Origin of the sequence: Cedecea sp. NFIX57 (assembly GCF_900177785.1) — a bacterium.
In the GTDB taxonomy this organism is placed as follows: Bacteria; Pseudomonadota; Gammaproteobacteria; order Enterobacterales; family Enterobacteriaceae; genus Cedecea; species Cedecea neteri_C.
In genome coordinates this window covers 225927-251683 of sequence record NZ_FXAS01000002.1, presented here as the reverse complement: position 1 = coordinate 251683, position 25757 = coordinate 225927, and the positions used below count along the sequence as shown (strand labels likewise).

General features: G+C 53.2%; 27 protein-coding genes. 17 read left to right on the top strand and 10 right to left on the bottom strand.

Translation table 11 applies throughout. The annotated features are described in order from the left end of the window. The first annotated feature begins 5 nt into the window (after positions 1 to 5). Complete coding sequence (gene ptrB / locus B9Y90_RS02580; protein ID WP_085540131.1) at positions 6 to 2063, top strand: oligopeptidase B; 2058 nt, start codon at positions 6 to 8, stop codon at positions 2061 to 2063. Here ptrB and exoX read toward each other — a convergent pair. From exoX to B9Y90_RS02565, 3 genes are all read right to left on the bottom strand, one after another. Next, complete coding sequence (gene exoX, locus B9Y90_RS02575; protein ID WP_039294532.1) at positions 2060 to 2731, bottom strand: exodeoxyribonuclease X; 672 nt, start codon at positions 2729 to 2731, stop codon at positions 2060 to 2062. The genes ptrB and exoX overlap by 4 nt on opposite strands. A 29-nt stretch (positions 2732 to 2760) precedes the next feature. Beyond that, positions 2761 to 3489, bottom strand: a complete 729-nt coding sequence (locus B9Y90_RS02570) for a carbon-nitrogen hydrolase family protein (protein ID WP_085540114.1) — start codon at positions 3487 to 3489, stop codon at positions 2761 to 2763. A 129-nt stretch (positions 3490 to 3618) separates the two neighbouring features. Then, entirely contained in the window at positions 3619 to 3849 is a 231-nt protein-coding gene (locus B9Y90_RS02565) for a DNA polymerase III subunit theta (protein ID WP_008453979.1), read from the bottom strand. A 141-nt stretch (positions 3850 to 3990) separates the two neighbouring features. Between B9Y90_RS02565 and yobA the strand changes: the two genes are divergently transcribed. The 6 genes from yobA to B9Y90_RS02535 all read left to right on the top strand — a co-directional run bounded on the left by yobA (position 3991) and on the right by B9Y90_RS02535 (position 9708). Further along, positions 3991 to 4365 carry a CopC domain-containing protein YobA gene (gene yobA / locus B9Y90_RS02560; RefSeq protein WP_085540113.1) on the top strand — a complete coding sequence of 125 codons (375 nt, stop codon included), beginning with the start codon at positions 3991 to 3993 and terminating at the stop codon, positions 4363 to 4365. Between the two features lie 5 nt (positions 4366 to 4370). Beyond that, a complete protein-coding gene (copD, locus tag B9Y90_RS02555) occupies positions 4371 to 5246 on the top strand; it encodes a copper homeostasis membrane protein CopD (RefSeq protein WP_085540112.1) in 876 nt (291 codons plus the stop codon). Between the two features lie 28 nt (positions 5247 to 5274). Continuing rightward, entirely contained in the window at positions 5275 to 5619 is a 345-nt protein-coding gene (locus tag B9Y90_RS02550; protein ID WP_039294520.1) for a YebY family protein, read from the top strand. A 541-nt stretch (positions 5620 to 6160) separates the two neighbouring features. Continuing rightward, positions 6161 to 7657, top strand: a complete 1497-nt coding sequence (locus B9Y90_RS02545) for a SulP family inorganic anion transporter (RefSeq protein ID WP_085540111.1) — start codon at positions 6161 to 6163, stop codon at positions 7655 to 7657. A gap of 255 nt (positions 7658 to 7912) precedes the next feature. Beyond that, a complete protein-coding gene (locus B9Y90_RS02540) occupies positions 7913 to 9160 on the top strand; it encodes an MFS transporter (RefSeq protein ID WP_085540110.1) in 1248 nt (415 codons plus the stop codon). Positions 9161 to 9174: 14 nt separating this feature from the next. Next, complete coding sequence (locus tag B9Y90_RS02535; RefSeq protein WP_176227834.1) at positions 9175 to 9708, top strand: GNAT family N-acetyltransferase; 534 nt, start codon at positions 9175 to 9177, stop codon at positions 9706 to 9708. Positions 9709 to 9724: 16 nt separating this feature from the next. On the opposite strand, the gene B9Y90_RS02530 is transcribed toward B9Y90_RS02535, so the two are convergent. The 5 genes from B9Y90_RS02530 to yebS form a co-directional block, all read right to left on the bottom strand. Continuing rightward, positions 9725 to 9916: a YdfD/YebW family protein gene (locus tag B9Y90_RS02530; RefSeq protein ID WP_085540108.1), complete on the bottom strand. Its 192-nt coding sequence runs from the start codon at positions 9914 to 9916 to the stop codon at positions 9725 to 9727. Positions 9917 to 10012: 96 nt separating this feature from the next. Next, positions 10013 to 10252 (bottom strand): YebV family protein, encoded by a 240-nt coding sequence (locus B9Y90_RS02525; protein WP_008453991.1) that lies wholly within the window; start codon positions 10250 to 10252, stop codon positions 10013 to 10015. Between the two features lie 105 nt (positions 10253 to 10357). Further along, a complete protein-coding gene (rsmF, locus tag B9Y90_RS02520; RefSeq protein WP_085540107.1) occupies positions 10358 to 11806 on the bottom strand; it encodes a 16S rRNA (cytosine(1407)-C(5))-methyltransferase RsmF in 1449 nt (482 codons plus the stop codon). A 78-nt stretch (positions 11807 to 11884) separates the two neighbouring features. Further along, positions 11885 to 14518 (bottom strand): PqiB family protein, encoded by a 2634-nt coding sequence (locus tag B9Y90_RS02515; protein ID WP_085540106.1) that lies wholly within the window; start codon positions 14516 to 14518, stop codon positions 11885 to 11887. After that, positions 14487 to 15731, bottom strand: a complete 1245-nt coding sequence (gene yebS, locus B9Y90_RS02510; protein ID WP_409335195.1) for a membrane integrity lipid transport subunit YebS — start codon at positions 15729 to 15731, stop codon at positions 14487 to 14489. The genes B9Y90_RS02515 and yebS overlap by 32 nt, the downstream gene beginning before the upstream one ends. A gap of 146 nt (positions 15732 to 15877) precedes the next feature. On the opposite strand from yebS, the gene B9Y90_RS02505 reads away from it, so the two are divergent. The 4 genes from B9Y90_RS02505 (at position 15878) to htpX (ending at position 20297) form a co-directional block, all read left to right on the top strand. Further along, entirely contained in the window at positions 15878 to 16366 is a 489-nt protein-coding gene (locus tag B9Y90_RS02505) for a GAF domain-containing protein (RefSeq protein ID WP_039294495.1), read from the top strand. A 104-nt stretch (positions 16367 to 16470) separates the two neighbouring features. After that, positions 16471 to 17154, top strand: a complete 684-nt coding sequence (gene proQ / locus B9Y90_RS02500) for an RNA chaperone ProQ (RefSeq protein ID WP_039294493.1) — start codon at positions 16471 to 16473, stop codon at positions 17152 to 17154. 20 nt (positions 17155 to 17174) lie between these two features. Continuing rightward, positions 17175 to 19223, top strand: a complete 2049-nt coding sequence (gene prc / locus B9Y90_RS02495) for a carboxy terminal-processing peptidase (protein ID WP_085540105.1) — start codon at positions 17175 to 17177, stop codon at positions 19221 to 19223. A gap of 192 nt (positions 19224 to 19415) precedes the next feature. Further along, positions 19416 to 20297 carry a protease HtpX gene (gene htpX, locus B9Y90_RS02490; RefSeq protein WP_039296902.1) on the top strand — a complete coding sequence of 294 codons (882 nt, stop codon included), beginning with the start codon at positions 19416 to 19418 and terminating at the stop codon, positions 20295 to 20297. A 44-nt stretch (positions 20298 to 20341) separates the two neighbouring features. Here htpX and B9Y90_RS02485 read toward each other — a convergent pair whose 3' ends face one another. Continuing rightward, positions 20342 to 21715 carry an MFS transporter gene (locus B9Y90_RS02485; RefSeq protein ID WP_039296888.1) on the bottom strand — a complete coding sequence of 458 codons (1374 nt, stop codon included), beginning with the start codon at positions 21713 to 21715 and terminating at the stop codon, positions 20342 to 20344. Between the two features lie 176 nt (positions 21716 to 21891). On the opposite strand from B9Y90_RS02485, the gene kdgR reads away from it, so the two are divergent. Continuing rightward, positions 21892 to 22683 (top strand): DNA-binding transcriptional regulator KdgR, encoded by a 792-nt coding sequence (gene kdgR / locus B9Y90_RS02480; protein ID WP_085540104.1) that lies wholly within the window; start codon positions 21892 to 21894, stop codon positions 22681 to 22683. A 42-nt stretch (positions 22684 to 22725) separates the two neighbouring features. Here kdgR and B9Y90_RS02475 read toward each other — a convergent pair whose 3' ends face one another. Then, positions 22726 to 22965, bottom strand: coding sequence for a YobH family protein (locus tag B9Y90_RS02475; RefSeq protein WP_085540130.1), 240 nt, complete (start codon positions 22963 to 22965; stop codon positions 22726 to 22728). 159 nt (positions 22966 to 23124) lie between these two features. Between B9Y90_RS02475 and mgrB the strand changes: the two genes are divergently transcribed. The 5 genes from mgrB to cspE all read left to right on the top strand — a co-directional run bounded on the left by mgrB (position 23125) and on the right by cspE (position 25529). Beyond that, positions 23125 to 23268: a PhoP/PhoQ regulatory lipoprotein MgrB gene (gene mgrB, locus B9Y90_RS02470; protein ID WP_071842749.1), complete on the top strand. Its 144-nt coding sequence runs from the start codon at positions 23125 to 23127 to the stop codon at positions 23266 to 23268. Between the two features lie 54 nt (positions 23269 to 23322). Continuing rightward, positions 23323 to 23604, top strand: coding sequence for a YebO family protein (locus B9Y90_RS02465; RefSeq protein ID WP_039294484.1), 282 nt, complete (start codon positions 23323 to 23325; stop codon positions 23602 to 23604). A 16-nt stretch (positions 23605 to 23620) separates the two neighbouring features. Further along, complete coding sequence (locus B9Y90_RS02460; RefSeq protein WP_039294481.1) at positions 23621 to 24622, top strand: MBL fold metallo-hydrolase; 1002 nt, start codon at positions 23621 to 23623, stop codon at positions 24620 to 24622. A 541-nt stretch (positions 24623 to 25163) separates the two neighbouring features. Next, the gene (locus tag B9Y90_RS02455; RefSeq protein ID WP_085540103.1) at positions 25164 to 25307 is read left to right on the top strand and encodes a DUF2627 domain-containing protein; all 144 of its coding nucleotides are present in this window, start codon (positions 25164 to 25166) and stop codon (positions 25305 to 25307) included. A gap of 12 nt (positions 25308 to 25319) precedes the next feature. After that, the gene (cspE, locus tag B9Y90_RS02450; RefSeq protein ID WP_001062678.1) at positions 25320 to 25529 is read left to right on the top strand and encodes a transcription antiterminator/RNA stability regulator CspE; all 210 of its coding nucleotides are present in this window, start codon (positions 25320 to 25322) and stop codon (positions 25527 to 25529) included. Positions 25530 to 25757: the final 228 nt, after the last annotated feature.

The following is a 25757-nucleotide window of genomic DNA, read 5'->3' as shown; positions in this document are numbered from 1 at the left end:
AAGTGATGCCGCCAAAAGCCAAAAAAATACCTCACGCTATGATGCTGCATGGCGATACCCGCACGGATAACTATTACTGGTTGCGGGATGATGACCGCGCCGATCCCGATGTGCTGAAATACCTCGAGCAGGAAAATGATTACGGTAAAAGGATCATGGAGAGCCAGCGCGCGCTGCAGGATCAATTGCTCAACGAGATGATCGCTCGCGTTCCGCCTCATGATGTTTCCGCCCCCTATGTGAAGAACGGCTATCGCTACCGCCAGGTTTATGAAAAGGGTAATGAGTACGCGATATATCAGCGGCAATCTGCGGTCAGAGAAGAGTGGGCCGAGTGGGACGTGCTGCTGGATGCCAATCAGCGCGCTGCCCACAGCGAGTTTTACACGATGGGCGGGTTTGCTATTACGCCGGACAATACCGTGATGGCCCTGGCGGAGGACTATCTCTCTCGCCGTCAGTTCGGCATTCGTTTGCGTAATTTGAAAACCGGAAACTGGTACCCGGAGCTTTTGGATAACGTCTCGACCAGTTTTGTCTGGGCAAATGACTCCGCCACGCTTTATTACGTGCGCAAGCATCCCAAAACCTTACTGCCTTATCAGGTCTGGCGGCACACGCTGGGTCACCCGGTGGCCGATGACCAACTGGTGTATGAAGAAAAAGATGACGCTTTTTACGTCAGCGTGCACAAAACAACCTCCCAGCATTTTATTGTCATCCATCTTGCCAGCGCGACGACGAGTGAGGCTTTGTTATTGGATGCCGAACTGGCAGACGCCGAGCCGCAAGTTTTTGCCCCGCGCCGGAAAGATCATGAATACACTGTCGATCACTACCAGCATGGGTTCTACATTCGTTCCAACAAAGACGGTAAAAACTTCGGGCTCTACCGCTGCGTCGTGCGGGACGAAAAACAATGGGAAACGCTGATTGCCGCAAGGGAACAGGTCATGCTTGAAGACTTTACGCTGTTCCGCGACTGGCTGGTGGTTGCCGAGCGCCAGCAGGGGTTGACCAGCCTGCGTCAGATTAATCGCCATACGCGTGAGTCCACGGGCATCGCTTTTGACGATCCAGCCTATGTTACCTGGCTTGGCTACAACCCTGAGCCGGAGACCTCGCATTTACGCTACGGCTATTCTTCGATGACCACGCCGGATACGCTTTTCGAACTGGATATGGACAGCGGTGAGCGCCGGGTTATCAAGCAAACCCAGGTTGCCGGTTTTGACGCTAACAATTACCGCAGCGAGCATCTGTGGGTGACGGCGCGGGATGGCGTTCAGGTTCCGGTGTCGCTGGTTTATCACCGGAAACACTTTCGCCGGGGCAAAAGTCCTCTGTTGGTCTATGGCTATGGATCCTATGGCAGCAGTATGGATGCGGACTTTAGCAGCAGCCGTTTGAGCCTGCTGGACAGAGGTTTTGTCTTCGCTATTGCTCACGTACGCGGAGGCGGTGAACTGGGGCAACAATGGTATGAAGACGGTAAATACCTGAAAAAGATGAATACCTTTCACGACTATCTGGACGTGTGCGACGAGCTGCTCAGGCAGGAATATGGCGATCCTAAACTGCTTTATGGGATGGGCGGCAGCGCGGGTGGGATGCTGATGGGAGCAGCTATCAACCTGCGCCCTGAGTTATTTCACGGCGTGGTGGCTCAGGTGCCGTTTGTTGATGTGGTGACAACGATGCTGGATGAGTCGATTCCGCTCACCACCGGAGAGTTTGAAGAGTGGGGCAACCCCCAGGACGAAGAGTATTACCGCTACATGAAGCAATACAGCCCTTACGACCAGGTTCGCGAGCAGGCTTATCCCCATCTGCTGGTGACTACCGGGCTGCATGATTCACAGGTGCAGTATTGGGAGCCGGCTAAATGGGTTGCCAAATTACGCGACTATAAGCGGGATGAGACCTTGTTGCTGCTTTGTACCGACATGGATTCCGGGCACGGCGGTAAGTCGGGGCGCTTCAAATCTTACGAAGGCGTTGCGCTGGAGTTTGCTTTCCTGATTGCCCTGGCGCAGGGGACGCTGCCAGGGCGCGTGCATTAATCGGCCGCGCTGGCGGCCAGGTAATGTTTTAGCGTCATGCGGAGATCCGGCGCTAGCTCCTTGATGTTATTAAGCATCCAGCGAAGATAGCCCGGGTCATCTTCGGCTATTTCCGCAATGCGTTTGCCCCTGTATTTGCCAAACATCATGGTGGTCACCAGCGCCGGACGCCCGGTAATGGTGACCATATCTTCCGCGCTCCAGCCAGACACATCCATAATTCTCAACAGCAGGGCGGCGGTAATATAACAGTCGAACAAGGCGCGGTGATGATGCAGCCCGGCGGGGGTATCCACATGCAGCTTTAGCGATTTATACAAGCCCATGTTGCTGTACTTGATGCCCGGCCACAGGCGACGCGCCAGCTTCACCGTGCAAATCCAGTCGCCCTGCATCTCCGGCAGCATGCGGCTGTCGAAACTGGCGTTGTGTGCCACGTAATAAGGGCTCCCCATATAGCGGGGGATGACCTCTTCAATCCAGGGTTTATCGGCCACCATCTCTTCGGTAATTTTGTGGATGGCCATCGCCTGGTGACTTATCGGCCGGTCAGGACGGACAAGATCGCTCATCGGGTTTACAATCTTGCCGTCGATGATATCGACCGACGCAACTTCCACTACGCCTCCCTGTAACCCACAGGTTTCCGTATCAATAATGCGCAGCATCGCAGTCTCCGTTAACAGGCTTCAGGCGACTAGCGTAAAGGAATGACCTCGCCGTGCCAACCTCTCTCGTCCCGGCGGCCAATCGCCAGCAATTCACCCTGGTCAGCCCTGACGACGAGCTGGCCTAAATTATCCCAACATGCGCTGCGGCCTGCGGAGCGAAGTTCAGCCCCGGACCAGGCGTAGTTGGCCTGCAAAATGGTGAGACCATATTTGTGCGCCCACCGCTGCATATACATTTCGTCTTGCTGGTAGCTTAGTTCCGTCATCGCGGCGCCGGTGGCGTAAAGGTCTGCTCCGATGTCAGCCGCACTTCGGGGCCAGGCTTCATCATCGCTTTGGGCGCAAACCGCAAGGGCAATATTGCGGGAACGTTGCCCCAAAAGTGGTGCGACGGGTGTTTGAGCGTTCATACCGACAGACTCTGCGGGACGTTTGCAACAGGCGATTCGTGACCCATCTGACAGAAATCCGACCATACCGGCGGCGCTATGCGCCTCGTCACTGAGCGACATGCCGACGATCACGGTCATATGATAGCGGCGGGCAGCTTCGCTGAGCGGGTCGAACAGCGGATCGGTAAACGCCGGAGGGTGGTTATCGGGGCGTAATCCGGATAAAGAGAGATGAGGGAAAACCAGAAGATCAATGCCTTGTTCGGCGGCACAGCGAATAAAATCGAGGTGGTGGTCGATGTTGGCCTGATAACTTCCGGCAACAGCACCGTATTGCGCAGCGGCAACATTCCAGCGTGGCATAGGTTCTTCCTTAATCTTTCATCCAACGATTGCATCCTGCAACCGTGAGGGATGAGCCAAAGCTTGTGGTCAACTGAACAAGGAAGAGAGTAGCACTAGTTTTGAATCAAAGAGAAAATTCTTAAGTTTTTATTTTTGCTTTGGTTCATACGGCAAACGAGAAAGATTAACCGAGGCCAGACGATAGGCAATCAGCTTTTCACGGAACCAGGTCCGCAGGTGTTCCGGTTGCTCACGCTCCACCATTTCGGCTACAACGGGCATGTTATAGCGCTCTTTAAACGCCACGCCAGCAGCGGCAAGGTCGACGTTAACTTTATCCATTTCTTCCTGGGGTAAATCGGCGAGATTGTAGCTCATCATATCCTCCTGCAATGTCAGCGCAGAAGTTACTGTTTTGCGCCCCGGATGACAAGCAACAATAGCTTTTCCCGTCTCGACTTGGTATTGACGCGGGGGTATCCTTGCCGCCTCAACACATAACAAAAAGGAATAGTTAATATGGCGTTCATCTCCTCCCGCATCGCAACCGTGGCGGCATTTGTCGCTGCTATGGCCGTTTCTCCAACCGTGTTTGCGCATGCGCACCTCAAGCAGCAGTCTCCGGCGGCAGATTCTGCCGTGACCGCATCGCCGCAGTCGCTGATCCTGAATTTCTCTGAAGGCGTGGAGCCTGGCTTCAGTGGCGTGACCGTGACCGGCCCACAGAAATCAGCCGTAAAAACCGGGAAAGTGAAGGTTGCTGAAACCGACAACAAACAGCTGATTGTGCCGGTTGAAGAAGCCCTGAAACCGGGTGATTACTCCGTGGACTGGCATGTTGTGTCGGTCGATGGGCACAAAACCAAAGGTAACTATCACTTCTTCGTGAAGTAATCGCCATGCTGTCGGCGTTTTACATCGCGCTGCGTTTTATCCATTTCACTGCTTTGATGGTGCTGCTCGGCAGCGCCATCTGTTGTTCGCTGCTTGCCCCGCAAAAGTTTAAGCCCGTGCTTGTGCGCCGCCTCAGGGCACAGTGGCGGCCTGCCGTCTGGCTGTCGCTGATTAGCGCCTGCCTGTTATTTATGGCTCAGGCAGGCCAGATGGGCGACGGCTGGCGCGATACTCTCTCGCCGGATGTCTGGCAGGCGGTCCTGACGACGCGTTTTGGTTCGGTATGGATATGGCAGCTAGTGCTCGGCGTGGCTACTCTGGCCGCCGTGCTGATCGCGCCTCGGGCAATGCCAGGTTTATTGTTGTTATTAGCCGCGGCGCAGCTGATTATGCTGGCTGGCGTCGGGCACGCCGCCATGCACGACGGCGCGCTGGGGGCCTTCCAACGAATCAACCACGCGATTCATCTTCTGAGCGCGGGCTGGTGGGTAGGCGGGCTTCTGCCTTTGCTGGTTTGTATGCATATGGCGCACAAGCCGCGCTGGCGTACTCCGGCGATTACGGCAATGATGCGTTTTTCGCGCTACGGGCATCTCGCGGTGGCTGCGGTGCTGGTGACCGGCGTGGTGAATAGCTTGCTGATCCTGGGCTGGGCGCTGCCGCTGGAAAGTGGCTATTTTCAATTACTGGCGCTGAAGGTTGGGCTGGTGCTCGTGATGGTCATGCTGGCATTGATCAACCGCTATATACTGGTGCCGCGTTTTGACGCTGTTCAGGCCGATGCTCAGCGAAGATTTATTCAGCTTACGTGGCTGGAAGTTATTTTATCGGTAGGAGTACTGCTGCTTGTCAGCATCTATGCTACCTGGGAGCCGTTCTGACGGCGCAAACTGGTTATATGAGATATTCATGAAAAAGAGCATTTTGACTTTACTGCTGCTGGCCTGCGCGGGTTCTGCGCTGGCTGCCCCGCAAATTATCACCGTGAGTCGGTTTGAGGTGGGTAAAGACAAATGGGCGTTCAACCGCGAAGAGGTGATGCTGAGCTGCAGAGCGGGGAATGCCTTGTTTGCCATCAACCCAAGCACGCTGATGCAATACCCGCTGAACGCCATTGCCGAGCAGCAGATCAAGAGCGGTAAAACGAGCGGGCAGCCAATCAGCGTTATTCAGGTGGACGACCCGCAGCATCCAGGCCAGAAGATGAGTCTCGAACCCTTCATTGAGCGCGCGCAAAAGCTTTGCAGTGAATAAAAAACACGCATTTTTTGCCATAAAAAAACAGCAATAACCTCAACGGGATATTGCTGTTTTTGCATAAATAGTCACCTTTATTGCGCCTTTTTTCTGACCACTTTTGCTGCGGACTGGAAAACCTGCGCCGGTAATCTATTCTTAAGAGGCAAGGCGACTTAGCCTGCATTAATGCCAACTTTTAGCGCACGGCTCTCTCCCAAGAGCCATTTCCCTGGACCGAATACAGGAATCGTATTCGGTCTTTTTTTTATTCGGAAACCAGCCAGCCTGCTTGCGCGTAAAGCGTTTCCCATAACGCTTCGGCTTGGCCTGTGCGCTAAAACCATACCACACCTTGATAGCTTGCCGTCCAGCGTTTTTTGCTCAATTTGTTAATTATTTGTTGCGCAAACGAGAGGGTTGGGCAGATGAGCCATTCAGACTAGTGATGTGAGTCACAAAAATTCGCATCACTGGAGCGACAACGCTACACTTTCTGCCTCGCTGACCGCATTCCTTGAGAAATGCGGCGTTCATGACAATAAGCCTGCATCCCACTATGACAAATCAAACTGAGCTTGCCGCTCAACATGCGCATGAGAATAGCCTGCGCGCCGTGCTTCGCTCCCCCCGGTTAATCCAGCGCGAAGTTCTTGCCGGGGTCGTCACCGCGCTGGCCTTGATCCCCGAAGTTATCTCTTTTTCCCTGATCGCGGGCGTGGATCCGAAGGTCAGCCTGATTGCCTCGATCGTGCTTTGTTTTGCTATGTCGATTCTGGGTGGCCGTCCGGCAATGGTCACCGCGGCGGCCGGGTCGGTGGCGCTGGTGATTGCCCCGATGGTTCATCAGTACGGCGTAGGTTATATCCTGCCTGCGGTGGTGCTGGCGGGCGGGATCCAGATCCTGTTTGGCGTGAGCGGGCTGGCGCGAATGATGCGTTATATCCCGCTTTCGGTCATGACCGGGTTTGTGAATGCACTGGGTATTCTTATTTTCTTTGCTCAGGTGCCTCATGTCTGGGGGCAATCGCCTCTCGTTTGGGGCCTGTTCGCCGTGACGCTCGCCGTCGTTTTACTGTTACCGAAAGTGCTTAAATCAGTGCCTTCGCCGCTGGTGGCGATTGTTCTTGTGACCGGGCTGAGCATCGCCATGGGATGGATAATGCCCACGGTAGGTGACAGCGGGCCGATGAAAGCCGGCTTACCTGGATTAACGGAACTGATAGTGCCGCTTAACGTTGAGACGCTGCGTATTATCTGGCCCTGTGCGTTGAGTATTGCTTTTGTTGGCCTGATGGAGTCCTTACTGACGGCCAGGCTGGTGGACGATCTCACCGATACTCCTTCAAGCAAGCGGCGCGAATGCTGGGGGCTGGGTGTGTCGAATATCTTCGCCGGTTTTTATGGCGGCATCGCGGGCTGCGCCATGATTGGGCAAACCATCGTCAACGTTGAGCTGGGAAGAGGGCGTACGCGGCTGTCTACCGTGGCGGCTGCGCTGGTATTATTACTGCTGGTCACCGTGCTGAGTGAAGTGATGGCGAAAATTCCGATGGTGGTGCTGGCCGGGATCATGATGATTGTGGCGGTGAAAACGTTGAACTGGCATAGCATCTCTCCAGTTACACTTCGCCGTATGCCGTTGCCGGAAACGCTGGTGATGCTCACCACTGTCGCGATCACGGTTTATACCGATAACCTGGCGCTTGGCGTTTTGGGGGGCGTTATCTTCGCTATGATGTTATTCGCCCGTCGTATTGCGCATGTGGTGCGTGCTGAGCGGCAGTTGGCAGCGGACGGGAGTGAAGTGACGTACTGGGTTCGTGGGCCGCTGTTCTTTGCGAGCAGCAACGACCTTGTCGAGCATTTTCATTATGCTGACGACCCGGCACGGGTGGTGATTGATCTGAGCCAGGCGCAAATTTGGGATGCTTCCACGGTTGCCGTACTAGATGCTATTGAAACGCGGTATCAGCGCTACCAGACGAAGGTCGAAATTGTTGGTCTGGACACCCACAGCGCCGATTTTCATCAGCGTCTGAGCGGAAAACTGTAGCGATTCTACCGGCGGCGTTCAGCCGCCGGCTCTCCCCAAACATTCTCAGCACGAAATGCCATTTTTTGAGCGGCAGGTCACAATTTCCCACTATTTTTTGCTGCCCGGCTGACGGTTTAAACGACAAGCTGGGGAAATAAACATTTCAGTAACATTTCCGTTGCCAGCCAATAAGGAATAACTTATTACTATTTAACCGCTTACTCAGCGTAAGCGGCCCCGCCTCCACTATAACGATAAATAACAGGACACTTTATGACGACAAACGATGCCGTCCGTGAGGACGCTGCGCGCGGTTTTTGGCCGACGGTCAAAACCTTCCCAGCCACGGTAATTGCGCTGCTGTTTTTTACCCTGGTGATTCGCTTTAGCTATTTTATGGCCTGGCCGTTTATGACGGTGATCATGACCCGTAATTATCATCTCTCCCCGATCTCAGTGGGCGTAGCAATGACCAGCAGCGCGCTTCTGGCGGTTGTGCTGGGGATGTATGGCGGGCAGCTGTCGGACAAGCTAGGTCGCCGGGGCGTGCTTTCTCTCGGCTGTGCGCTGTCGTTTGTTGGCTATGCTCTGCTTGGGCTGGCCACGGGAATGGCATTATTTATCATTGGATTAATGATTGTTGGCGTCTGTTTTGCTTGGGTAGAGCCTCCTACACGTGCCCTGATGAGTGACTTGTTGGGCGATCGCCGTCGTCGCGCTCTGGCACTGCAGATTCGCTATTATTTGGTGAACGTGGCGGCTGTGACCGGACCGCTGGTGGGCATCGCGTTTGGGCTGACATCGCAAAAAGGCACTTTTGTGATCACCGCAGTGAGCTATCTGCCTCTGCTTATTTACACCCTGCTGTATATTCCTGCAGGCAAGCTGGTGGCCAACGAAAGCGAACATAAAGCCGGGGTCAGATTACGCGACATTATGCTGATCATCGCCCGGGACAAACTGTTTGTCGCGGCGCTACTTTGCAGCACGTTGTGCGCCGTGGTTTTCGTACATTATGAGTCCGTGGTGCCGCTTTATTTGCTGACGCTGGACGCTGAGGCGGCCGTAAAGTTAATTACGCTGATTCTGGTGTCGAATGCCTGTACGGTACTTGTTGCCCAGCTATTCCTGGTTCGCTTCCTGGCTCAGGTGAGTCTGTCTAATCGTATTTTGCTCGGGGGCGCTATCTTCGCGCTTTCGCAGCTTTTGTTCTGGTCCGTCCGTACGCCGGATGCGCTGTTGTGGGTGAGCGTGACGGTTATTTTCAGCATCGGCGAGGCAATTTTGATGCCGAACCTGAATATTTTGCTGGATCAGCTGGCACCGGATGAGCATCGTGGCGCGTACCTGGGGGCATCGACCCTGACGACGTTAGGCATTGCGCTGGGACCGTTGATTGGCGGCGTTATGCTGACCCTGACCGGCGCGGGCGTGTTTTTGGGGACTATGCTGTTTAGCCTGCTGCTCTGCGCTATCATTTACGCCTGCAAATCCGGCCTTAAACAACGACTACAAGAGTAATACTGAGCGGAGTCATGATGATTACTGAAGCCCCACGTCTTGAAACGGAACGCCTTATCCTGCGCCACTTTACGCTGGACGACTATGAGGCACTGGTTGTCTGTTGGTCCGATCCAGAGATGGTGAAGTTTATCGGCGGCGGCAAACCGCAGGATGGTGAAATGAGCTGGGCGCGCCTGATGCGCTATATCGGCCACTGGCAGGCGCTGGGCTATGGCTACTGGGCGCTGTTTGAAAAACAGAGCGGGCGATTCGTGGGGTCGTTTGGTTTTCAGGAGGCTAAACGGAATCTCACGCCAGCTTTGGCATACCCGGAGGCGGGCTGGTCGCTTATTCCTGCGGTACACGGTAAAGGCTATGCAGCGGAGGCGCTCAGGGCAGTTTTATGCTGGGCTGATGACAATTTCAGCGGGCCGGTATGCTGCATTATTGATGACGATAATCAGCGCTCTATTGGCCTGGCAGAGCGCTTCGGTTTTGCTTTCCAGCACTACGTTGAGTACCACGGGAAGCAAATAAGAATGTTCCTTCGCCCGAATAATCGCTAATCTCACCTGGCCCTGCTCAAAAGTCGCTGTACTCCTGGGCAGGTCGCCAGAACCCATCGATAAATGCTTCCACCGGGTAACAGCCGCCGTGGCGCATCCGCTGTTCGCTCATTGCACTCAGACACTGACGTTCGCTGGTGAAGACTTCCAGCACCAGTTCGTCGCAGCCGCCGTCCAGGTAACAAACAAATAAAATCAAAGCAAACATTAGCGCCTCAGAACCGCTTCGTTTGGTTTAAGTGTAGGGGAGCACAAGGGAGTGGGGGAAATAATTAACCCGTCTCAGGGACGGGTTCATCTTGAATTATGCAAGGCGCATAACCCAGGCATCGCGCTGACGATCGTAGTGTTGCAGGTAAAGTACGGAATGTTCGCCGTCCAGCACGGCGGGAATAGAGGTTGCCCCATCCCAGGCATCAAGCTGCATGCACAGGTCAGGATCGGACTTGCAGGGAATGCTTAACGTTCGATCCCCCTGTTGTTCACCGTGTAATTCGGCATCATCGATCTCGAAGATGCCGATCCGGACATTGGTCTTTGTCATCTTTGGCTCCTAGTTATCTGCGGCAGGTGGTATGACCAGTAGGTCACCCCAATTTCAGCGTAGTCAAGGCAGCACAAATTGCCAACTTAAAACGTGCTTATTTTTTCAGCCAGCCTGCGGGGCGGCGAAAAGCTTGCCGTCGCGCACTAATTCCCTTGGGTAGCTGTTCTTCAGGCGTGAGCCAACTTTTCGCGCCAGACCGAGCGGTTGCCCCTGAAAAGTGACAATCACTTCATCTCGTGACGGTGTCACTTCTGGATAGATATCCCGCCCACGGTACCACTCTTCGGCTTCGGGCTCGCTCAGTGGGAAGCAAAGAGGGTTGTCACTTTTGACCAGAGAAACCACGGCTTCATGCTGCCAGCGAAAGCCTTTGTTGTGCTGTTCGGCGAGCTTCAGGCCAATGCGGGAAAAACGCACTTTACCGATAAGCGGCTCAATCTCTGTTGGGAACAGCCAGATCTCTTTATCGCGCTGCCACAAGCTCAGCTCATTGCCCCAGGTCAGACCCGATTTTGCCGCCGCAGCGGTCAGTTCGGTAGCGGCCTTGCCCTTCATTGGCGCGAAGGGGAATTTCCCTACTTTATAGCCTGGGGCAGGCAGCGGCTCGATAGAGGCCGTTTTGCGTAAACGTGCAACGAAAAAGCCTTCGCAGTCGTAAATCTGTGGGAAGACGTGCAGGAAACCTTCCGGAGTTAGCGCGCGACTTGCTTCCGGGAAAAGTTCATTCAGGGAGGCTATTTCCACTGCATCTGGCCAGGTATCCAGTAGCCACTGGCATACGTCCTGGTTTTCCTGGCGATTCAGCGTGCAGGTCGAGTAGACCAGGGTGCCGCCGGGGCGGAGCGCATGAAAAGCGCTCTCAATCAATTCGCGCTGGGTGTTGGCAATTTCGGTCGTGCTTTCTGGCGACCAATTACGCAGCGCATCGGGATCTTTTCGCACCACGCCTTCACCGGAGCAGGGGGCGTCAAGCAGAATGGCGTCGAATGATTCTGGCAGAGCCGCACCGAATACGCGGCCATCAAAATGCGTCAGCGCCACGTTGCTGATACCGCAGCGGCTGATGTTTGCATGCAGAACTTTTACCCGGCTGGCGGAATATTCATTGGCAAGAATTGCGCCGGTGTTATTCATGCGGGCGGCAATCTGGGTTGTTTTTGAGCCCGGTGCGGCGGCGACGTCCATCACGCGCTGCGGCTGGTTGCCATCGGCGAACAGCGCGGCAACGGGCAGCATTGAACTGGCTTCCTGAATATAGAACAGGCCACTCAAATGCTCTGCGGTGCTGCCCAGCGGCAGGGTTTCTTCATCTTCACGTTCAATCCAGAAACCTTCTTCGCACCACGGCACCGGTGTTAAACGCCAGTTATAAGGCGCGACGAGCGTCAGAAAGTCAGCCACGGATATCTTCAGCGTATTGACGCGCAGGCTGCGGCGCAGCGGCTGCTGGCAGTATTCGATAAAGCTTTCCAGCGTCTGGTCGGCGGGAAGTGCGTCACGAATCGCGTCGAGAAAAGGTTGAGGAAGATAAACGGCAGTAGATTGAGCCATGAAAAACGCCCCTGAAAAAATTAAGGGGCGCAGTTTAACACGGAATTGCCCGGGCGACTCACCGCCCAGGCTTGCGGTTTAGCGCGGAAGGGCGGTGCCCCACTGGCGCCACTCTTTCGGCTCACTTTCCAGCAGCAGGAAGTGCTTCCCGGCTTCCGCTTTAGGGGAAAGCGGGATCCCCGGCGGGGTCGCAAACGCAATACCGCCGCGAATGAACTGATTAAAGGTCCCGGTTTTCACCACGCCACCGGTTAAGCCAAAGTCGAGGCTGTAGCCGGAAGCCAGCCAGAAGACGGAGTTGTCCCGGACCAGATGCTGGTAACGCTTGCTTATGCGCAGGCCAACCATCACGCGGTCAGAGAGATTGCCCAACGTCATGCCGGTGACCGTGCCGACTTCAATGCCACGGAAGAGGACCGGCGTGCCAATACTCAGCGAGCCGGCTTCAGGCACTTCCAGTACGATGTTCAGCCCGTCCGAGTAACGAGAATCGGTGATAGACGCTTCCTGCAGCTCAAAGTCGCGACGCGGGTCGCCTTTACCCGGCTCAACGTTGATGTACGGCTGTAGAAGGGTATCAAGATGATCGACGCCCGCCGCAGAGATCTGCGGTGTGACTACGGAGAAGCGTGTGCCGACACGTGCAAAGGTAGACACATATTCAGGGTAAAGTACCGCTTTAGCTTCCACTTCGTTGCGGGACTGCGTCAGGTTCAGGGATTCAAGCTGACCGATATCAATACCCAGATAGCGAATTGGCATTCCGGCGGAAAGTTTTCCGGCATCGAACGTATGCAGCGTTATCTGGCTGCCTACCGCTCTTGCCGCGGTTTCAGAGGCGTAAAGCACGCGTTTCTCACCTTTCACTTGCCCGACGCTGGCACCGCTCATGTTGTCAAAGCTTATGGCCCCTTTGAGCGCACGAGAGAGCGGCGAGGCCTGCACCGTCAGACCACTGCCGTTGAGCTGAACTTTCGCGCCACCTTCAGCCCAAAACACGGTATTTGGCGTCAGGAGCTTGCGATATTCCGGCTTGATATGAACATCGATATCGAAGTTCTCAGCGCGAGGGCGGATGGTGATGATTTCGCCCACCTGGAATTTGCGGTACAGCACCACGGAGCCGGTCTGGATATCAGGCAGGCTGGATGCCGTCAGCGTCAGCGTGGTGGTCGGGATGTCGCTCAGGCTGTTTTCAATCGCTTTTTCCATGTTGGCGTAAAGCGGGTAGCTGCTTTTCATCTCGCCTTTGTTGCCTGGCAGTACGCGAATACCGCCGTTGACCCATTCGTTAGCGCTGGCACCCAGAAACTCAACGCCGTCCATGCCAAGCTTCACATCAATGCGGCTGTTGACCACGAATTTGCTGTCGCCCTGCAGCAGATGACGGTATTGCGGTTCAATGGCGACGGAGAACGTGACGCCTTTGGCCGACAGTGCTCGCTCGACCACCTGGCCGATTTGTATCCCGTGCAGGATGACGGGTTGCCCGGCATCAATACCATAGCTTTCAGGTGCGGTCAGTGAAAGCGTGAGTACATTTGGCTGCTGGAGCGGCGTTTGATCGCTGGAGACCACGGTGAAGCGATCCTGCGGCTCGCCGCCACCAGGCACAAGCTCAAAGGTGCTGCCCGTCAGCAAAGTGCTGATGCTCGGATTATCCAGCGAGATTTTTGGACTACGGAGTTCGATGCGCGTGCCGCTACGCATCAGGCTAACCACGCCGGGGTCAACGGTCATTTCCCCTGTCACGGCACCGCCTGGATTGAGGTTCAACTTAGTCAGAGAACCCACTTCCAGCCCCTGATACATCAACTTAGTTGATCCTGCTTTGAGGCCATCTCCGCTCGGGAGTTCCAGGTTAATGATGACGCCGCGCTGGCTGTGCGCCAGGTCTTCGTAAAGGCCGAATTCATCATCCGCTTTGGCCGGTTCTGAATCGTCAGGTGAATCGAAAGCAATCGCGCCATTGACCAGGGCTGCGAGGCTTTCTAGCTGAACTTTGGCGCCACTCAGGCCAACATCGGCCTTCACCCCAGACACATTCCAGAAACGGCTGCCTTTTTTCACCAGACTGGTAAAGCGGCGATCGATCAGTACGTCGACAGTGACGCCCTGCTTGTTCTTATTGATGGCATAGTCATACACCCGGCCAACCGGAATTTTGCGGAAATAGACCAGCGACCCGCTGTTAAGGGAGCCTAAATCCGGCGCATGCAGGTGAATCATGAGTTCGCCGTTATCAAGACGATACTTAGGCTGGGTATCGAGCGCGGTAAAATGATCCCGCGGCTCGCCTTTACCCGGCATCATGCCGATGTAGTTCCCGCCAACAAGGGCATCAAGCCCGGATACCCCGGCGAGGGAGGCTTTTGGCGTCACCAGCCAGAATTGTGTGTCTTCCCGCAGCGCATCCTTCATATCGCTTTTGATGCTGACTTTGACTTCGATTTTACGCAGATCATCGCTCAGGCTGATGTTTTGCACGGTGCCCACTTCGACGCCCTGGTAGCGTACGGGCGTGCGGCCAGCGACTATCCCGTCGGCGGAGATAAAGTCGATGGTCACGGTATTGCCGCGTTCCTGGTAAGTCGTCCAGATCAGCCAGCCGGCAATCAGTAACGCAATTACAGGTAATAACCAGAAAGGGGAGATCCGGCGTTTCGTTTTAATTCTCGCTTCAGTCGGTGAAGCGGGCGTTTCCTGACTCATGTGCGTCCCAAAGTAGTCGGCTATCCAGCCATTCGACGGCAAGAATAGTTAATATAACCGCCGCGCCAAAGAAGACCGCGGCGGGACCCATCGTAAAGGCTAACAGCTGGTCACGATTAACCAGTGACATCATCAAAGCGATGACAAACAGATCGAGCATAGACCAGCGGCCAATCCAGGTGACAAACCGCAGCAATAATATGCGGGTTCGTAATCCCTGTTGGCATTTGAAATGAATACTGATCAGTAGCGTAATCAATACAATAACTTTAGTAAACGGCACCAGAATACTGGCAATAAACACCACGGCAGCGACCGCGATATTGCTGTGTGCCAGGGAAATGATGCCCGAAAGAATGGTGTCTTCCTGGCGTGCTCCGTTCACGTAAATAATTGAAATAGGCAGCAGGTTTGCCGGAAGCAGAAAGACCAGGGAGGCAACCAGTGCTGCCCAGGATTTTTGTAAGCTTTGCTTACGGCGATGATAAAGCGGGATATGGCAGCGAGGGCAGCGACCCCGTTCGTCAGGAACGCCGGTAAAATGGCAACCGAGGCAAACGCGCAGCTGCGCGTTGAAAGCGCGAGCCGGGCGCTGAGGGTAAAAACGCTCCCATAGCTGCTCGATATTCAGGTGGATCATGGTCAACAGACTCAAGACGACCAGGGCAATAAAGGCTATCAGTCCAGGACCGGGTTGTATGAACGCGTACTCGCGTACTTTAATGCAGGCCACGCCAATACCCACCAGATAAATATCCAGCATCACCCACTCTTTAAGCTTATCGAGCATCAGCAGTACCGGGCGAAGGTTCATGCCGAGAATGTTTCCAAAGCAGAGGTAGGCAATAGCCGCGACCAGCGTGGCCGGTGCGCCGATCACACAGAAGAGCACGACGGCGGCGGTAAGCACATCTCCCTGGCTTGCCATCTGCCAAATCCCCTGCATAACGTTGGCGTCAATACTCGATCCCAGCAGATAAATGCGCAGTAGCGGATCGGTAAAGGCGACGGGCATAAGCACCAGCATCGCCACGGCCATTGCCCCCAGGCGCGTCAATGACCAGTCACGGCCATGATGTACCCTTGCATCACAGCAGGGGCAATAGGCACTTTGTGTCGATTTAACCTGGGGCAGAGAGAAAAGGGTATCGCATTGAGGACAACGCTGATAACGTGCCTGAGGCAATTCCTGACTGATGGCGTGTATTTTCATTGTGCGTCGTAAGCCGGGAGCGTTGTTATCTGAATAATGCATTTAGCCTATCGTAATTCATAAAATGATACACCTTGTGGCACCGTGCATTTAATGCTTATTTTAGTATGCTACAAAGTAAAGCAAGACAACATAACGGTTATTTAATGAACAAAGAACAATTTTACGCGGATCTGAATCGCGATTTTAGTGCGTTAATGGCAGGTGAAACCAGCTTCCTCGCAACACTGGCGAACACCAGTGCTTTGCTCTTTGAGCGCCTTGATGGCGTGAACTGGGCAGGATTCTACCTTCTCGAAGCCCAAACGCTAGTTCTGGGGCCCTTCCAGGGCAAAATTGCCTGCGTAAGAATCCCTGTCGGCAAGGGCGTATGCGGCACAGCCGTTGCTACAGGCACGATTCAGCGTGTGGAAGATGTGCATGCTTTCGACGGGCATATTGCCTGCGATGCGGCCAGCAATTCGGAAATTGTGCTGCCACTGACGGTTGACGGCCAGACAATTGGCGTCCTGGATATCGACAGCACCGAGTATGGCCGTTTTTCGGAAGAAGACGAAATGGGTTTAAAAACCTTGATTTCGCAGCTTTCAGACGTGCTGAGCGGCACTGATTTTAAAAAATTCTTCCCTCGATAGCATGATAAGCAACGGATAACGTGGCATTTAGCGATGGCGTCATTATAATGTCGCCTGTTCATGCCTGCGACTTATTGGCAATTCCGTTGTAATCAGGAAATTTCATGGAAAATCAACCTAAGTTGAATAGCAGTAAAGAAGTTATCGCATTTTTGGCCGAGCGTTTCCCTCAATGTTTTAGCGCAGAAGGTGAAGCTCGTCCGTTGAAGATTGGTATCTTCCAGGATTTAGTCTCTCGTGTTGAAGGCGAAATGAGCCTCAGCAAAACGCAGCTTCGTTCAGCATTGCGTCTTTATACGTCAAGCTGGCGTTACCTGTACGGCATCAAAGCTGGCGCAACTCGCGTTGATCTCGATGGCAACCCTTGCGGTGAGCTGGACGAACAGCATGTAGAACATGCTCGCCAGCAGTTGGATGAAGCCAAAGCCCGCGTTCAGGCACAGCGTGCTGAGCAGCAGGCGAAGAAACGTGAAGCCGCTGCAGCCGCAGGCGTCACTGAAGAGGCTCCACGTCGCGAACGCAAACCTCGCCCGGCCGCAGCACCGCGTCGCAAAGAAGGGGCAGAGCGTAAACCTCGCGCTGAGAAACCGGCACCAAAGGCACCTCGTGAAGAGCGTCGTACACCGGTGACCGATATTGCTGCTCTGCAGGTTGGACAGGCCATAAAAGTCAAAGCCGGTAACAACGCAATGGATGCTACCGTACTGGAAATTACCAAAGATGGCGTCCGTGTACAGCTGACTTCTGGTATGGCAATGATCGTACGCGCAGAACACTTGCAGTTCTGAAACGGAGGCCTGACTCAGGCATGAACAAACTCTTTAAGCTTACGGCCATCGCCAGCCTGCTGTTCGTGGCAGGCAGCGCCCTGGCCCTGGACAACATTACCCGTGCTGACCAAATTCCTCAGTTAAAGGAAGAAGCTCAGCACGCAACGGTGAGTGAACGCGTGACCTCGCGTTTTACGCGTTCTCATTACCGCCAGTTCGATCTGGATGCCAACTTCTCGGCAAAAATCTTTGACCGCTACCTGAACTTGTTGGATTACAGCCACAACGTGCTGTTGGCCAGCGACGTCGCCCAGTTTGCCGCGAAGAAAGGGCAGATTGGCGATGAGTTGCGCAGCGGTAAGCTCGATGTGTTTTACGACCTTTATAATCTGGGTCAGAAGCGCCGTTTTGAACGCTATCAGTATGCCTTGAAGGTGTTAGCGAAGCCGATGGATTTCACCGGTAACGACACCATCAATCTGGATCGCAGCAAGGCGCCGTGGCCAACAAGCGTCGATGAGCTGGATAAGCTCTGGGATGCGAAAGTTAAATACGACGAGCTGAGCCTGAAGCTGACCGGCAAAACCGAGCAGGAAATTCGTGAAACTCTGACCAAGCGCTATCAGTTTGCGATCCGCCGTCTGGCGCAAAGCAACAGTGAAGATGTGTTCTCGCTGGCGATGACTGCGTTTGCCCATGAGATTGACCCACATACGAACTATCTTTCCCCGCGCAGCACCGAACAGTTCAACACCGAAATGAGCCTGTCTTTAGAAGGCATCGGGGCGGTGCTGCAAATGGATGATGATTATACGCTGATCAACTCCATGGTTGCCGGTGGTCCGGCGGCGAAGAGCAAGGCTATTACCGTCGGCGATCGTATTGTTGGCGTAGGCCAAACGGGTAAACCGATGGTTGACGTTATCGGCTGGCGTCTGGACGACGTTGTCGCGCTGATTAAAGGGCCAAAAGGCAGCAAAGTTCGCCTTGAAATCCTGCCTGCGGGCAAAGGCACCAAAACGCGTACCGTGACGTTGACTCGCGAACGTATTCGCCTCGAAGACCGCGCGGTCAAGATGTCTGTGAAGACTGTCGGCAAAGACAAAGTCGGCGTGCTGGATATTCCTGGCTTCTACGTTGGCCTCACGGATGACGTGAAGGTTCAACTGCAGAAGCTGGAAAAACAGAACGTGAAGAGCGTGATTATCGATCTGCGTTCTAACGGCGGCGGTGCGCTGACGGAAGCGGTGTCCCTGTCCGGTCTGTTTATTCCTAGTGGCCCGGTGGTTCAGGTTCGCGACAACAACGGTAAAGTCCGCGAAGATAGCGATACCGACGGCGTGGTCTACTACAAAGGTCCGCTGGTGGTGCTGGTTGACCGCTTTAGCGCCTCGGCGTCTGAAATCTTTGCGGCGGCGATGCAGGACTATGGTCGCGCGCTGATTGTCGGTGAACCGACCTTCGGGAAAGGCACCGTGCAGCAGTACCGTTCGCTGAATCGCATTTACGATCAGATGCTGCGTCCGGAATGGCCTGCGCTGGGTTCGGTTCAGTACACCATTCAGAAGTTCTACCGCATTAACGGCGGCAGTACCCAGCGGAAAGGTGTGACGCCGGACATCATGATGCCAACCGGGACCGAACAAACTGAGACCGGCGAGAAGTTCGAAGACAATGCGTTGCCGTGGGACAGCATCAACGCGGCGACTTATGTGAAAACCGGCGATCTTACGCCGTTCGAACCTGAGTTACTGAAGCTGCATCAGGATCGCATCGCCAAAGACCCTGAGTTCCAGTACATCATGAAGGACATTGCTCGCTTCAATGCCCTGAAGGAAAAACGGAACGTTGTTTCTCTGAATTACGCTCAGCGTGAAAAAGAGAATCAGGAAGACGACGCGACTCGCCTGGCCAGAATCAACGATCGCTTCAAGCGGGAAGGTAAAGCGCCGATTAAGAAACTCGACGATTTGCCGAAGGATTACCAGGAGCCCGATCCGTATCTTGACGAGACGGTGCATATTGCCATCGATCTTGCCGGCATGGAGCAAGACAGGCCTGCCGAGCAGCCGACGGCGACCAAGTAACCTCCCGGATGGGCACCCAAGCGGTGCCCATTTTTTTGCCTGTCTTCAGTGATGTAAGATAAATGCATACAAAATGTAAAGTTATGTATTATTAATCACTTGGGCGGGATTGATGCTTGAAAATAGGCGGCGCGCCCCTACGATGTGTGGGAGCGCAAAGAGCGTGTTTTTAACCGAGGTAAAAAGAAAATTATGATGCGTATCGGGCTTTTCCTGTTGACCAACCTTGCGGTAATGGTCGTTTTCGGGCTGGTGCTAAGCCTGACGGGGATCCAGTCGAGCAGCGTTCAGGGTCTGATGATCATGGCGGTGCTGTTTGGCTTTGGCGGCTCTTTTATTTCCCTGCTGATGTCAAAATGGATGGCATTACGTTCAGTAGGCGGTGAGGTGATTGAGCAACCTCGTAACGAAACGGAGCACTGGTTAATGGAAACCGTGCGTCGGCAGTCACAGCAGGCGGGCATCGCCATGCCGCAGGTTGCGATTTATCATGCACCAGACATCAATGCTTTCGCCACCGGAGCGCGCCGTGACGCCTCTCTGGTTGCGGTCAGTACAGGTCTGCTGCAGAACATGAGTCGTGACGAAGCGGAAGCGGTTATCGCGCACGAAATCAGCCATATCGCCAATGGTGACATGGTGACCATGACGCTGATTCAGGGCGTAGTGAACACCTTCGTTATCTTTATCTCCCGCATCATCGCTCAGGTGGCTTCTGGCTTCCTGTCCGGGAACCGTGATGATAACGAAAGCAGCAACGGCAACCCGCTGATTTACTTTGCGGTGGCAACGGTGCTGGAACTGGTGTTTGGCATTCTGGCGAGCATTATCACCATGTGGTTCTCACGCCATCGTGAATTCCACGCCGACGCGGGTTCTGCGAAACTTGTGGGCCGCGAGAAGATGATTGCAGCGCTGCAGCGCCTGAAAACCAGCTATGAGCCGCAGGAAGCCAGCAGCATGATGGCGTTTTGCATCAACGGTAAGGCCAAGTCAATGAGCGAATTGTTCATGACGCACCCGCCGCTGGACAAACGTATCGAAGCGCTGCGCAACGGCGAATACCTGAAGTAGTTGTAACTCAGAAATGAAAAGCGTGCCCAGGCGGCACGCTTTTTTTATGCCTGTACCCTGGGCTGCGAGATTCGCAGCCCACTGACGACGGCGGCAATGGTGGCAAATATGCCCGCAAGAATCAGCGAGGCATGCGTCCCACTGTTACCAAACACGTTAAACATTAGAGCGACCAATGCGGCCCCGCAGCTTTGACCGAGCAAGCGAGCAGTCCCTAACATACCGCTTGCTCCACCGCTGCGGTGGCGGGGCGCAGAGGAGATAATGGTGTGGTTATTCGGGGACTGGAAGAGGCCGAATCCTGCCCCACACAGCACCATACGCCAGATAATATTCAGGTCGGACGGATCGTGCGGGAGCATGGCCAAAGCAAACAAGCCGCAGGCCATCACTAAAAGCCCTACGGCGCCCATCAGACCTGCATGCACACGTTCGATAAGATAGCCTGCCAGCGGTGCCATCACCATCGTTGCCAGTGGCCATGGCGTTAACAGCAGACCGGTTTCAACCTCACTGCGGCCCAGGACGGTTTGCAAGAAAAAGGGCAGTGAAACCAGCGCCAGCATTTGAGCGCCGAACGAACATATTGATGTGCCGATAGACAGCGAAAAAATTGGGATTCGCAGCAGGTCGACCGGGAGCAGAGGGAACGGTAAACGAAGCTGGCGACGGATGAAGAAATAGCCAATCACGACAAGCGCAACCAGTTCACCGATAATGATGAACCCCGACTGGCCCTGTGAAAAACCACCGATCGCTGAAATAAGCAGACCGAAGGTGAGGGCGTTCATTACCGCACTCGGGATATCAAAACGCTGACCCTGGGATTTTTGCTGGTTGGGCGGTAAATAGCGCAGCGCCAGAATCAGCGAAACAATGCCAATTGGCACGTTGATTAAAAACAGCCATTGCCACGAGGCTACCGAAAGAATTGCAGCGGCAACGGTGGGGCCGGCGGCAGAGGACACGGCAACAATAAATGAATTCACGCCCATCCCACGACCCAGAAAACGCTGAGGATAAATCAAACGAATCAGGGCGGTATTCACGCTCATTAATGCTGCGCCGCCAAAGCCTTGCAGCACACGGGCAAAGGTAAGCATCGGCAGTGAGGTAGAAACGGCGCAAAATAGCGAGGTCAGGCAAAACAGGACCAGACCGCACTGATAGATACGGCGGTAGCCAAAAATATCGCCGAGAAACGAAAGCGATAAAAGCGACACAATAATGGCTATTTGATAAGCGTTAACCACCCAAATAGATTCCGCAGGGCTGGCATTCAAATCGTGTGCAATCGTAGGCAGGGCGACATTAGCAATAGCGCCGTCGAGCACGGCCATCATGATCCCGAGCGCAATCGTCAAAATGGCACCGTAACGCTGAGGCGTAGGTAAGCCATCGGACACTGATTTATCCATATTTAAAATTTTGCTGTCTGAAGTCGTTAGGAGGGTAATGATTTTATCATCAATTAATCTTGTCAATGCCGCAGATTTGTAACGAATCAGCAGGCTTTGATTGCGGCGATCATAGGGCATCAATATACTAAAAAACGGTTCTAATTTTTATAAAACAAGAATACCCGAGGTGATGTATGGCTCTCTCAGACCCCGACAAGCAGCCCGATGCCGTCTCTTCCGTGCTAAAGGTTTTTGGCATCCTACAGGCACTTGGTGAAGAAAAAGAAATTGGTATCACCGAACTGTCGCAGCGCGTCATGATGTCCAAGAGCACCGTATATCGGTTTCTGCAAACAATGAAATCCCTCGGTTATGTGTCACAGGAAGAAGAGTCGGAAAAATATGCCCTGACGCTGAAGCTTTTCGAGCTGGGCAGCGGGGCATTACAGAATATCGACCTTATTCGCAGCGCGGATGTTCAGATGCGCGAGCTTTCCCGACGAACCAAAGAAGCGATTCATCTGGGGGCGTTTGAGGAAAGCAGCATTGTCTATATCCACAAAATAGATTCACTTTATAACTTGCGTATGTATTCGCGTGTCGGACGACGGAATCCGTTGTATAGTACTGCCATTGGTAAGGTTTTGCTTGCGTGGCGGCCGCACGACGAAATTTTGGACATTCTTTCGGATGTTGAATATGTTCGCAGCACAGAACGGACTATCGTCAGTACAGAAGCACTTATCCCTGTGCTTGAGCAGGTGAGAGCGCAGGGGTATGGTGAAGACAATGAGGAACAGGAAGAGGGCATTCGCTGTGTCGCGGTACCCGTTTTCGACCGTTTTGGCGTTGTCGTCGCGGGCATGAGCATTTCATTTCCAACGATCCGCTACTCGGATGAAGGGCTGGCTGAATACGTCCGTATTCTTCATCAGGCCGCACGAACGTTATCCCAGCAGATGGGCTACCACCATTATCCTTTCTGATTTTGTAAAATCAGGCCGCGCAAGACACGCGGCCTTGTCGCTTTAACCGTTATCAATCGGCGTGTCGACTTTACGTAGAAGCGGGCAATCGGTCAGGCCAATAATCCCGCTATCGGTGTGAATAAACTGCGCGGTCACGGTACTACGTGCCGTCAGGTATTTACATTGCAGCCCAAGCCCCGCCGCATTTTCTTTGCTGCCCACTAAAACGCCATAGCCTGAAAGCAACAGGCCAATCCAGATGATGGCAATAACAATAATTGTACGAATAATCGCTCGCATACTGACCTCAAACATCAATCTAATCCTGCATCAACCCTACTCTGAAAAATTGACGTCACAATCTGATGATTCTGAAATGAAAAAGCAGGAAACGTTACTCATGGTTTAGTTGGTTAGTGTTAAATTACCGAAATTCTATGGTCAAGAGGTGGCGATGTAGTGAGAAAGTACAGATGGGTGATCGTTTTGGTGATTGCTGTTACCTGCCTGCTGCTATGGACTCAAATGATAAATGTGATGTGCGACCAGGATGTGCAATTTTTCAGCGGCATTTGTACCATTAATAAATTTATCCCCTGGTAGTGATTTTTCTCTCTCTGCCTCAGGTGTAGAATGCGTTTTTTTTGAGGTGGTAAGATGAACGAATTGGGTTTTAGTGCTTTAACTATCATGCCGCTGGCGATATCGCTGGTGACGTTGATTGTCGGTCTTGTTCTGTGGTTTTTTGTCAATCGTTCCAGTAGTCGTGCAAACGAACAGATTGCACTGCTCGAAGAACTGGTGGATTTACAGAAGCGTCAAAATGCCTTGCTGCGCCGCTTGTGTGAAGCGAACGAACCAGAGCCGGAACACAAACCGGCTGCGAAGGTTGAAGAAGAAAATGACGACGACTTTGTGCGTCTGGTAGCGGAACGCTAATCTGGCTGGAGGTGGGATGAGCTGGAAAAACCCTTGGTACAATCCACAATTATCCCACCATCTGCCTGATGGGTTTCGCAATACAGAGCCTGCAATACGGCAACCTGGTGACGTCCAAAAGTGGCGGCAGGAGCGCAAAGCGCAAAAGCTTCCACATCCTCCCGGTCAAGGTTACTCCGCATTTATTGAACGCTGGTGGCAACAGGCCGATCTGAGCGGTAGTGATGACCGCGTATGGTGGCTGGGGCATGCCAGCCTGTTGTTGCGGCTTAATGGCCATTTTTTGCTGACCGATCCAGTATTTTCCCGTCGCGCGTCCCCGGTTTCTTTTGCCGGTCCTGCCCGGCGAACTGAAGTCCCACTCGATATTAACCAGTTACCTCGACTGGATGCCGTGCTCATTTCCCATAACCATTACGACCATCTCGATAAAAAAACAGTCCGTCGGTTGATTAAGCGTTTTCCCGACGTTCATTTTTTTGTACCCCTCGGCCTGAAAGCATGGTTCAGCCAGCGTGGGATTGAGCAGGTCACAGAGCTGGACTGGTGGCAAAGCTTTAACTGGTGCGGCATGGTTTTCACCGCCGTACCTGCCCGGCACTGGAGTATGCGAACGTTTTGGGATCGTAACCGTTCGCTTTGGTGCGGCTGGGTTGTGGAGCAGGGGGCTTTGCGTTTTTGGTTTAGCGGTGATTCAGGTTACACCGAGTCGCTGGCCGAGATAGCGACTCGCCTGGGGCCGTTCGATATGGCCGCGTTGCCCATTGGTGCCTACGAGCCTCGCTGGTTTATGGGCGATCACCACATGGATCCCCAGCAGGCAGTGACGTTATGGCAAGCGATCGGCAAACCCGTGACAATTCCTATCCACTGGGGCGTTTTCGAGCTGGCCGATGAGTCTCTCGACAAGCCACCGCAGGAGTTGCTTGCGGCCTTGCATGAGCAGGGGGAAAACGACCAAATATTTTCACCTCTGCGCATTGGTCAAAGTTTGCCCTTCACGAAGAATAAGAATTAATTATTAATGTCGGTAATGACGGCTTTATTTCTATTTGGCTAAATTAACGCCCGATAATCACGCTTTAAATTCCATCGAAACGTTTTTATTGCCTTGTCCTGGGGCAATGTCATTAAACTTTCATTATTTTGGTGCAGAATATCAGGCCTGTTGTACAGGCTTTATTCTGTTGGGCGTAAAAAATACAGTGATGAAATCCGTGTACCAGTCACGATGATTGTCTTTAGGTTGATTTGTGCATAGATATGCATAAAAAATCATAAAGATATATCCTTCAAAAAGGATTTTATTGTACGGATGTCTGGACGAAAAGTACGCTTTACGCTAAGGTTCAGACGTTGTCGGAATGTTGTTAAAACACAATCTGTTGCGACAACTTTTTCTGATGAAAATATACGTCAAAAAACGCGGGTTACTTTCTTAAGGTAATCGTGTAATTTTCTGAATCTGTGCGGCAGATCGACACATGCTTAAAAATGGCTTGCCATTGTTTACGTTGTGTGTGATAACACGTTGGGTTAAACGAGGTACAGTTCTGTTTATGTGTGGCATTTTCAGTAAAGAAGACCTGAGTAAACACGTTGTCGTTGAATACTGCTTCTCTGCCGAGCCTTATATTAGTGCCTCATGCAGTAATGTCTCTGTTTTATCTAAGTTATGCCTGCGGGCGAAGAATACAATCTAAGGAATTTGCAAAATGGCAAAGATTAAAGGTCAAGTTAAGTGGTTCAACGAGTCTAAAGGTTTTGGTTTCATTACTCCAGCTGACGGCAGCAAAGATGTATTCGTACACTTCTCTGCAATCCAGGGTAACGGCTTCAAAACTCTGGCTGAAGGCCAGAACGTTGAATTCGAAATCCAGGACGGCCAGAAAGGCCCTGCTGCAGTTAACGTGACTGCCATCTAATTCTTCTGGATTAGAGCTCAGGCGCGAATAACGCCGAATTGAGATAAAAGCCCCGTTTCGACGGGGCTTTTTCATTTCTGTCACTAATCTACTGTTTTTCAAGCTATTAACAAATTGAATCATTTGTTGCCTCTTGTTGCAAAGCTGCGAAGGTTTTAGCACTGTTCTCCCGGCAAAATGCCGGGGATCTGGTTAAATCTTTCAATCGCTTAGGCTGAGCAAGGAATA

Bases quoted from the DNA above. Each gene is read 5' to 3' on its own strand.
- ptrB (WP_085540131.1), top strand. From the start codon at position 6: ATGCCGCCAAAAGCCAAAAAAATACCTCACGCTATGATGCTGCATGGC.
- exoX (WP_039294532.1), bottom strand. From the start codon at position 2,731: ATGCTGCGCATTATTGATACGGAAACCTGTGGGTTACAGGGAGGCGTA.
- B9Y90_RS02570 (WP_085540114.1), bottom strand. From the start codon at position 3,489: ATGCCACGCTGGAATGTTGCCGCTGCGCAATACGGTGCTGTTGCCGGA.
- B9Y90_RS02565 (WP_008453979.1), bottom strand. From the start codon at position 3,849: ATGAGCTACAATCTCGCCGATTTACCCCAGGAAGAAATGGATAAAGTT.
- yobA (WP_085540113.1), top strand. From the start codon at position 3,991: ATGGCGTTCATCTCCTCCCGCATCGCAACCGTGGCGGCATTTGTCGCT.
- copD (WP_085540112.1), top strand. From the start codon at position 4,371: ATGCTGTCGGCGTTTTACATCGCGCTGCGTTTTATCCATTTCACTGCT.
- B9Y90_RS02550 (WP_039294520.1), top strand. From the start codon at position 5,275: ATGAAAAAGAGCATTTTGACTTTACTGCTGCTGGCCTGCGCGGGTTCT.
- B9Y90_RS02545 (WP_085540111.1), top strand. From the start codon at position 6,161: ATGACAAATCAAACTGAGCTTGCCGCTCAACATGCGCATGAGAATAGC.
- B9Y90_RS02540 (WP_085540110.1), top strand. From the start codon at position 7,913: ATGACGACAAACGATGCCGTCCGTGAGGACGCTGCGCGCGGTTTTTGG.
- B9Y90_RS02535 (WP_176227834.1), top strand. From the start codon at position 9,175: ATGATGATTACTGAAGCCCCACGTCTTGAAACGGAACGCCTTATCCTG.
- B9Y90_RS02530 (WP_085540108.1), bottom strand. From the start codon at position 9,916: ATGTTTGCTTTGATTTTATTTGTTTGTTACCTGGACGGCGGCTGCGAC.
- B9Y90_RS02525 (WP_008453991.1), bottom strand. From the start codon at position 10,252: ATGACAAAGACCAATGTCCGGATCGGCATCTTCGAGATCGATGATGCC.
- rsmF (WP_085540107.1), bottom strand. From the start codon at position 11,806: ATGGCTCAATCTACTGCCGTTTATCTTCCTCAACCTTTTCTCGACGCG.
- B9Y90_RS02515 (WP_085540106.1), bottom strand. From the start codon at position 14,518: ATGAGTCAGGAAACGCCCGCTTCACCGACTGAAGCGAGAATTAAAACG.
- yebS (WP_409335195.1), bottom strand. From the start codon at position 15,731: ATGAAAATACACGCCATCAGTCAGGAATTGCCTCAGGCACGTTATCAG.
- B9Y90_RS02505 (WP_039294495.1), top strand. From the start codon at position 15,878: ATGAACAAAGAACAATTTTACGCGGATCTGAATCGCGATTTTAGTGCG.
- proQ (WP_039294493.1), top strand. From the start codon at position 16,471: ATGGAAAATCAACCTAAGTTGAATAGCAGTAAAGAAGTTATCGCATTT.
- prc (WP_085540105.1), top strand. From the start codon at position 17,175: ATGAACAAACTCTTTAAGCTTACGGCCATCGCCAGCCTGCTGTTCGTG.
- htpX (WP_039296902.1), top strand. From the start codon at position 19,416: ATGATGCGTATCGGGCTTTTCCTGTTGACCAACCTTGCGGTAATGGTC.
- B9Y90_RS02485 (WP_039296888.1), bottom strand. From the start codon at position 21,715: ATGGATAAATCAGTGTCCGATGGCTTACCTACGCCTCAGCGTTACGGT.
- kdgR (WP_085540104.1), top strand. From the start codon at position 21,892: ATGGCTCTCTCAGACCCCGACAAGCAGCCCGATGCCGTCTCTTCCGTG.
- B9Y90_RS02475 (WP_085540130.1), bottom strand. From the start codon at position 22,965: ATGCGAGCGATTATTCGTACAATTATTGTTATTGCCATCATCTGGATT.
- B9Y90_RS02465 (WP_039294484.1), top strand. From the start codon at position 23,323: ATGAACGAATTGGGTTTTAGTGCTTTAACTATCATGCCGCTGGCGATA.
- B9Y90_RS02460 (WP_039294481.1), top strand. From the start codon at position 23,621: ATGAGCTGGAAAAACCCTTGGTACAATCCACAATTATCCCACCATCTG.
- B9Y90_RS02455 (WP_085540103.1), top strand. From the start codon at position 25,164: ATGTGTGGCATTTTCAGTAAAGAAGACCTGAGTAAACACGTTGTCGTT.
- cspE (WP_001062678.1), top strand. From the start codon at position 25,320: ATGGCAAAGATTAAAGGTCAAGTTAAGTGGTTCAACGAGTCTAAAGGT.